This window comes from Vibrio sp. SSH13-20 (assembly GCF_040104475.1).
GTDB classification, from domain to species: Bacteria; Pseudomonadota; Gammaproteobacteria; order Enterobacterales; family Vibrionaceae; genus Vibrio; species Vibrio harveyi.
This window is the reverse complement of the sequence record NZ_JBECOU010000023.1, coordinates 1-7041: the sequence shown is the minus strand read 5'-3', so window position 1 is coordinate 7041 and position 7041 is coordinate 1. Positions and strand designations below refer to the sequence as shown.

At 40.8% G+C, this 7041-nt stretch carries 11 protein-coding genes and 1 pseudogene; all 12 read right to left on the bottom strand.

What is annotated here, in order from left to right; all coding sequences use genetic code 11:
* Nucleotides 1-239 precede the first annotated feature (239 nt).
* Nucleotides 240-737, bottom strand: coding sequence for a GNAT family N-acetyltransferase (locus ABMY42_RS26020; RefSeq protein WP_321460170.1), 498 nt, complete (start codon nucleotides 735-737; stop codon nucleotides 240-242).
* A 646-nt stretch (nucleotides 738-1383) separates the two neighbouring features.
* Nucleotides 1384-1501: pseudogene (locus ABMY42_RS26015) on the bottom strand (DUF3265 domain-containing protein).
* 2 nt (nucleotides 1502-1503) lie between these two features.
* Nucleotides 1504-1791, bottom strand: a complete 288-nt coding sequence (locus ABMY42_RS26010) for a type II toxin-antitoxin system RelE/ParE family toxin (RefSeq protein ID WP_015296903.1) — start codon at nucleotides 1789-1791, stop codon at nucleotides 1504-1506.
* Nucleotides 1788-2069, bottom strand: a complete 282-nt coding sequence (locus ABMY42_RS26005) for a type II toxin-antitoxin system Phd/YefM family antitoxin (protein WP_000086647.1) — start codon at nucleotides 2067-2069, stop codon at nucleotides 1788-1790. The genes ABMY42_RS26010 and ABMY42_RS26005 overlap by 4 nt, the downstream gene beginning before the upstream one ends.
* A 199-nt stretch (nucleotides 2070-2268) precedes the next feature.
* Nucleotides 2269-2682: a hypothetical protein gene (locus ABMY42_RS26000; protein WP_349266963.1), complete on the bottom strand. Its 414-nt coding sequence runs from the start codon at nucleotides 2680-2682 to the stop codon at nucleotides 2269-2271.
* 139 nt (nucleotides 2683-2821) lie between these two features.
* Nucleotides 2822-3175 carry a VOC family protein gene (locus tag ABMY42_RS25995; RefSeq protein ID WP_349266962.1) on the bottom strand — a complete coding sequence of 118 codons (354 nt, stop codon included), beginning with the start codon at nucleotides 3173-3175 and terminating at the stop codon, nucleotides 2822-2824.
* A 135-nt stretch (nucleotides 3176-3310) separates the two neighbouring features.
* On the bottom strand, nucleotides 3311-3925 hold the full coding sequence (locus tag ABMY42_RS25990; RefSeq protein ID WP_349266961.1) for a hypothetical protein: 615 nt from the start codon (nucleotides 3923-3925) through the stop codon (nucleotides 3311-3313).
* 151 nt (nucleotides 3926-4076) lie between these two features.
* Nucleotides 4077-4598 (bottom strand): hypothetical protein, encoded by a 522-nt coding sequence (locus ABMY42_RS25985; protein ID WP_349266960.1) that lies wholly within the window; start codon nucleotides 4596-4598, stop codon nucleotides 4077-4079.
* A 223-nt stretch (nucleotides 4599-4821) separates the two neighbouring features.
* Nucleotides 4822-5235, bottom strand: a complete 414-nt coding sequence (locus ABMY42_RS25980) for a hypothetical protein (RefSeq protein WP_225458454.1) — start codon at nucleotides 5233-5235, stop codon at nucleotides 4822-4824.
* A 235-nt stretch (nucleotides 5236-5470) separates the two neighbouring features.
* Nucleotides 5471-5842 carry a hypothetical protein gene (locus tag ABMY42_RS25975; protein WP_045381734.1) on the bottom strand — a complete coding sequence of 124 codons (372 nt, stop codon included), beginning with the start codon at nucleotides 5840-5842 and terminating at the stop codon, nucleotides 5471-5473.
* 158 nt (nucleotides 5843-6000) lie between these two features.
* Nucleotides 6001-6405, bottom strand: coding sequence for a type II toxin-antitoxin system HicB family antitoxin (locus tag ABMY42_RS25970; protein WP_140390344.1), 405 nt, complete (start codon nucleotides 6403-6405; stop codon nucleotides 6001-6003).
* 174 nt (nucleotides 6406-6579) lie between these two features.
* Nucleotides 6580-6759 (bottom strand): type II toxin-antitoxin system HicA family toxin, encoded by a 180-nt coding sequence (locus ABMY42_RS25965; RefSeq protein WP_038970002.1) that lies wholly within the window; start codon nucleotides 6757-6759, stop codon nucleotides 6580-6582.
* Nucleotides 6760-7041 lie beyond the last annotated feature (282 nt).

Sequence of the window (7041 nt, the reverse complement as noted above, 5' to 3'; positions counted from 1 at the left end):
AAACAAACCTCACAATGCTGACGCTCCAAGCTTATAATTTGAAATAGTATTTGTTCCAGTTCAGAAACTGTCGAGCATCATATTTTCATAAACTCGACATCAATCTCAGTTTTGTTCACATAACGCCGCATTAAGGTGTGAGCAACGCTACCACAACACCTAACCATACCACCTTAAACACAAAACCCAACGATGGCATCAAAAATGCCAAGCGTTGGGAATCACTCTTAAATGCTTTGTTAACTGGCTGCCTCAAAGTGGATAAAGAACATGACAAGATCCACGTCATTCGCTTTTGACAACGTATAGTCTTCGCCTACGATATTGGAAACAGCAGACTTCCAGAAACTGAGTGCCCCTGAGTTTTCCAAAAGAATTCGGATTTGCCATTTACCCGGAAAAGCTTTAACGACTTGCGCCAAAACAAGCTTTCCTACGCCCTGACCTTTAAACTTACGTAGAACAAAAAATTGGGCAACGTCGTAAAGTGTTAAGTCACTAGGGTAACGACGAATCAGAACAAAACCTGCGAGTTCGTTATTCACCTTTATGAAATATGGAATATGATCATCTCGATTCCAATAAGGGTCGAACTTTGAGACATCGTACCCTCCGAACGTACCATCTTTAGCTGGATTCCATTTCATATACTCTGACATGTCGTATACGTAGTAGCAGAACAAATTCTCAAGTACATGCCGCTCTTCTCGTTCTATTTTTACTAGCTGAACTTCCATTTTTCTCCTTGCCAGTTAACGCCCTGCTAAGGGGTGAGCAACGCAATACCTAAGCCGCCGCAAACCACCTTAATCACTAAAATCAACGCATAGTAAAAATGCCACGCGTTGCGAATCCCTCTTGAGCAGTTTGTTAGTCGCGAGGCACCGAGCGACAAATTTAAGCCGAACTAAACTTTGCGAACAACAAACTTTATGTGTTTTGATGCATTTAAGTCAGGCGTAGTTTCAAAGCGCCTACTCAATGAAACCACTTGGAACATAAAACGTCGTAGAAAACGGACTGACAACACCAACAAGCGCTTTTGGAAAACCAATCTAACAGTGCGGACCTTCAACAAAGTCACTGAAACCACGTGGAACTTACCACACCAGAGAAAACGTCATTTCAGCGAGTAAATCGACTTTTGTACCGACAAACTCACCGAGCGGAGTTGCAACCAAAAACAGACTCTTGATTGCCCTGCTCTATCAGCACCAAAGAACAAAACAACCGCTAGAGCAGTTACAAAACTTTGGAATTAAAACAGCTAAAACTAAGTTCTGATGATCGACGATTAATCGGTGTACCAAGCAAACAGCTGCTAAATATTAAGCTCAGAAACATGATTTTGATTGCTAGCTTTTTCTGGCGACTAACGCCCTGTTAAGGTGTGAGCAACGCAATACCGATGCTTCCGCATGCCACCTTAAACACTAAACGCAACGCATAGCAAAAATGCCACGCGTTGCGAATCACTCTTAAACAGTTTGTTATAACACAGTTTTACACGTCATCTTCCGATAAAATTTGACGACAATTACGAACTGTTAGTACGCGAATTTCGTGACTTAAACTGTAGATAATACGATAGTGACCAAAGATGATTTCACGATAATTCGTATGGGGCATTTCAGGAACAAACCGCCCCATTTCAGGCATACTTCCAAGGAGTTCAGTTTTATCAAAGACTTCGTTTACCCACTTCTCTGCCGCAGGTGGATTATCCAAAGAAATAAACTCCGCTGCATCACCTAGTTTCTGAAGTGCTAATGGAGACCAGACTACTTTCATTTCTTAATGCGCCCAAGTACTTGAGCACGCGCATCATCATTGGAAACACCAAGACCAGAAGCTAACTGAGCTTCTGCTGTGCGCATTTCTTCTAGTAATTCGATTTTCTCTTGCATTGCTTCATACTCAGCAACATCGAGAACAACAGCAACACCTTTGCCACGTTGCGTAATAACCAATGGACGACGAGTCTCATTGATTTGTTTGATGTATGAAGCTACACCGGCACGAAACTCAGATAAAGGCTGAATATCTTGATCGAAATGAATACGACTCATATTGAACTCCCATTGGTACAGAATAACGTACAAATAATAGTTCAACTGACCCTTTTGAGCAAGAAGTTGATTCTGTGTTATAACGCCCAATTAAGGGGTGAACAACGCCTCCACCCAACCTAACGCATTGTGCCATAAACACTAAATTTGAAGTAGAAGCAAAAGTGCCAAGCGTTGCGAATCACTCTTAAACAGTTTGTTAGTTGGTGGATGCCAATGCTAACTGAAGACCTTCAACGTCTTTGCACCCAAGGTAAATATTTTTGCCACTAGACAACTTTAATTTAAGGGCTTTACCTACTGAAGCATTGTACAGCCAGCCGTCCTTTAACATACGAACTCCGATGCCCTGATACCACTTAGTTTCATAAATTGAAACTTCTGTAATGCTTGAAACTTCGACTTCCTTACGAAGAAACCCAAGACCAAAATACCAGCAAACTTTATTCCCATTTACTTCGATCGTCATCGAGTAAAACAATGTTCCTATAACAAGGTTGATTGCCAAAGCTATGAGCACACCTCCGATATAACTAGAGATAAAAACTATAATCGCACTGAGAATCAAAAGGATGGTTATCAATGCTTTGTTAACTTCCGATTGTTTATACATAGCTTCAACTCCTTGAAGCAACTAACGCCTTGTTAAGGGGTGAGCAACGCAATGTCGGTGCCGCCGCATACCGCCTGAAACACTAAAACCAACGCATAGTAAAAATGCCACGCGTTGCGAATCCCTCTTGAACAATTTGTTATGTGGTTTTCCCACGTAGTCCTATTAAGTTTCCAAATGGGTCCTCAACTTGGCACATTGAAAGCCCATCTTCAATTTCCATTGGTCCACGATAAAGGAATGCACCGAGTTGTTCAAAATGAGCCAGCGCAACACATAAGTTATCTACTGACCAGTAAACAACTGTGCCACTTTTACCAGCACCAACCTTTTTGTCTGCTTGGACTATTTCTAGTGAGAAACCATTTAGATCAAGCGCCGTGAAATCAAAGCCAGGATGGTAAACCGGAACGGCTTCTGGAAAAGCTTTCTTGTACCATTCAAGCCCTTTCGCTACATCTGGGACATGAACAAGAACCGCTGATGGATTCATAATTTCTCTCCAACCACATAACGCCCTGTTAAGGGGTGAGCAACGCAATACCGAAGCCGCCGCAAACCACCTTAATCACTTGAACCAACGCATAGTGAAAATGCCACGCGTTGCGAATCCCTCTTGAACAGTTTGTTAGGCGCTTTTTCTTATCACTTCTGCTAATGCTGCCCCTAAACTAGTCTTAGCATACTTAACAGAATATGAGTTGTTTATGGAATTTAACTGAAACTCACGACGCAGCAACCCTTGGTTTGACAATTCTTCTGCGTGCTCAGGGTTACGTTTGAAATGCTCACTTTGACTTATTGCAGCTTGCGGAGGGTGATAATACTTAAGTAAAGTCCCTTTCAAAGCTGGCGAAAAGGAATCGATGCTATAAACCAACCTATCAAATAGGTCGATATCAATCATACCATCAGATAAACCGATAAACGCATGAGCAAGCCACTTTGGTTTATCAACACTATTAGACTTGTCGATAACCAAAATCATATTTGTACCAAGAGCCTCTAACTTACTTTGGTCTTTGAGTGCATCCAATGACTCTCGTTGACCATGAGTTCTCAAATGCTCTAGGAATGCACTGAGTTTTTGAGCAAACAAATGATTTGAAACATCCTGCCCTATCCGCAACACACTAACTATGTTCCCGATAATGGGGATATCCTTGAGCAACCCGTCTGATAATACGAGATCGATCACCGACTCAGTGTTTGATGCAAAGAGATCTACAATCTTGTTTTTCATACTGCCTCATGGCGCCTAACGCCCTGTTAAGGTGTGAGCAACGCAATACCGAAGCTCCCGCATACCACCTTAATCACTTAAACCAGCGCATGATGAAAATGCCACGCGTTGCGAATCACTCTTAAACAGATTGTTATATGCGTAGCCAGATTTATCGTGGTCTTAATTGGATGTACATCCGATCTGTATTAACCCCTTTTCTATACGACACTACATAGCCTGAATGCTTAGATGCTAAAGTACTTCGATAACTCGCAACCACACTTGTCGGTGTGTTGCACACAAACCGGATAATGTATTTCCCATTATCTGTGATCACTTTGTCAATAACAGAAATTGCCGACAGCTCATCGTACATAACAGTCTCTGCATTAATAGTTGCCCCTGGTAGAGCATCATAGATAACGGCGTTTTCAGTGCTGCGAATTCGATTCTGGTTAAATTGAGCTCTACGTCGATAAGTAGGTGTTACGTCAACTACGACATTATCTTTGGGTTTACGCTTTTCATCTTTTGCTGCATCATCAGCAGCTTTCCAAACAATATGCGTCATTGCGGCTATGATTTTGCCAACATTAAATACTATCGTAATCATTAGAAATGGAAGAGATAGTAATGCTTTTAGTGCCTCAAACGCTTGTTTTCCCAAGCTTTCATTATTTTCGTTGTACATTATGTGTCAGTATTTATGCGCATAAACTTGCTCAAACAGATGTGACACAAATTTTATTCCCAAAACCCATTTCAGTATAGCGTTTTGTAGAAGCATATAACGCCCTGTTAAGGTGTGAGCAACGCAATACCGAAGCTACCGCATACCACCTTAAACACAAAACGCAACGCATAGCAAAAATGCCAAGCGTTGCGAATCATTCTTAAACAGATTGTTAAATGCCTTATTCTACAGGAAGACATTGATTTCCATCATACACACCAACAATATTTCCGTCGCCATCAAGAATCAGAGTGATTTTAGCTTCTGGCTTTATTAGCGGCTCGATTTCAAGTCTGACCTTATCCGGAAGAGTTTTTAAATTAAGCACTTCACTGTCTGTGTCGTTTTTAAAAACCTGCCCTTGTAGCTTCAGAAAATCTATACCGTAGTTCCGAAGCCGACCTTTCAAGTAATCTTCCAATTCTAAAATCTGCTGATACTCAAATGGAGTCATTTTTACTTCATTCACTCGCTTTAAAAGTTCTTGAGCATAAATAATTATGTTGGATACCGATTGCTTTTGATTACTGCAATTATCATCTTCACAAGCAACTAGTTCACTATCAGGTTTTGCGACCCCTTTTACTTCATCCATAGCTAATCTCCTTTTATAGAAGCCTAACTTAACTATAGTTATAGAGAATTAGAGCCGTATGCAAACAAACACTTAATTGATTTGGATCATGTAATCATCTTTAGGCATTTAACGCCCTGTTAAGGGGTGAGCAACGCAATACCGAAGTCGCCGCATACCACCTTAAACACTAACACCAACGCATAGTGAAAATGCCACGCGTTGCGAATCCCTCTTAAACAGTTTGTTATACGAATTACTCCAGCTGCCAAATCTCTGTAGATTTAAATGCATACATATACAACGGATACAGGTAAACAAACATTAGTCCCATTCCTGTAACGAAAAAGAACAAGGTTCCCGGGCTTAGATAAGTCAGTAAGAAGAACACACTAAATATCGCAAAGCCCAGCATGGAAAGTGCATTTATCCCAAAGATGATGATCGCTAGCACTTTGCTACCGACAGCAACTCGATAACTGAAGCCGTAGAAGCTGACAAGAGATATTGCGGATATAAATGAGCCTATAAATGCTCCAATACTTAACTCTTCAGAAAACGGGAGTTGAATAATGCTTAAAACCGTTAAGAAACACATTACCCAGAATACAAACTTCCACTTTTTCACGAATCCTCCTCATTCGTATAACGCCGCGTTAAGGGGTGAGCAACGCCAACAAATGCCGCCGCAAACCACCTTAAACACTAAAGTCAACGCATAATAAAAAATGCCACGCGTTGCGAATCCCTCTTAAACGCTTTGTTATGCAAGCTTTGGGGATTTACTTATTTGTTTAGTTCATTCCTCGCCGCAACCTGCAAAAAGTGAGATCTATCTTTGTATTGACTATTAAACTTTACTTTGTCGTCTATCTTTTTTTTAAGTAAATCCGGTAAAGTGACATTTATTTTTGATGATTTCCCCATATAAGGTTCAATATCAATATCAATAACTGCCCATGCCCACCCTTTATACTCGCTATTTTTTTGTAACTCAGATAAATCACTAGCTACTGGCGGCAATTCACCATTCTCTGCTAGCAGCTCAAGATTAATTTCTATAGCCTCTTTTGCATTGATTACAGCTTCATCCAATGTATCGCCCGCAGAGAAACACCCTTTAATATCGGGTACTACTACTCCGTAAGCGTGGATGTCATTCCCTACCTCGATTGCAATTGGATATAACATATAAACTAAACTCCTAATAACTCATAACGCCCTGTTAAGGTGTAAGCAACGCAATACCGATGCCTCAAATTTACTGCAAACCACAAATGCCACGCGTTGCGAATCACTCTTAAAGCATTTGTTAGTCCGCGTAAACCACCTTAAATAGTTTAAGCCAAACTCTTGGATTAGGGGCTAAAGCCCCGCATCCTTAATAAGTTTACTTACTAACCCTTTCCCTAAATCTTTTTTAGGATGAGGAATAGAAAGTATGTGTACAAAATCCGGGTGTTTAAAATGGTGATGGCTTCCAGTGATACGAACCAACTCCCACCCTCTTTTGCTCACCAACTTGATGAGTTCAGAGCTTTGCATTACAAGTCCTCTAAAACGATTAAACAATGGGGTTATACTAACCCCAAATAGAGAGCTTGTCTATTTTTATAACTCCAATAACCCCTATCATTTCTCAGGAAGTAAAAAGTTGCATAACGCCCTGTTAAGGTGTGAGCAACGCAATACCGATGCCACTGCATACCACCTTAAACACCAAACGCAACGCATAGTGAAAATGCCACGCGTTGCGAATCACTCTTAAACAGTTTGTTAGCCATTTATTAATATGAAATACAGTTAGTTTCAGAGCCATAGCTTTGA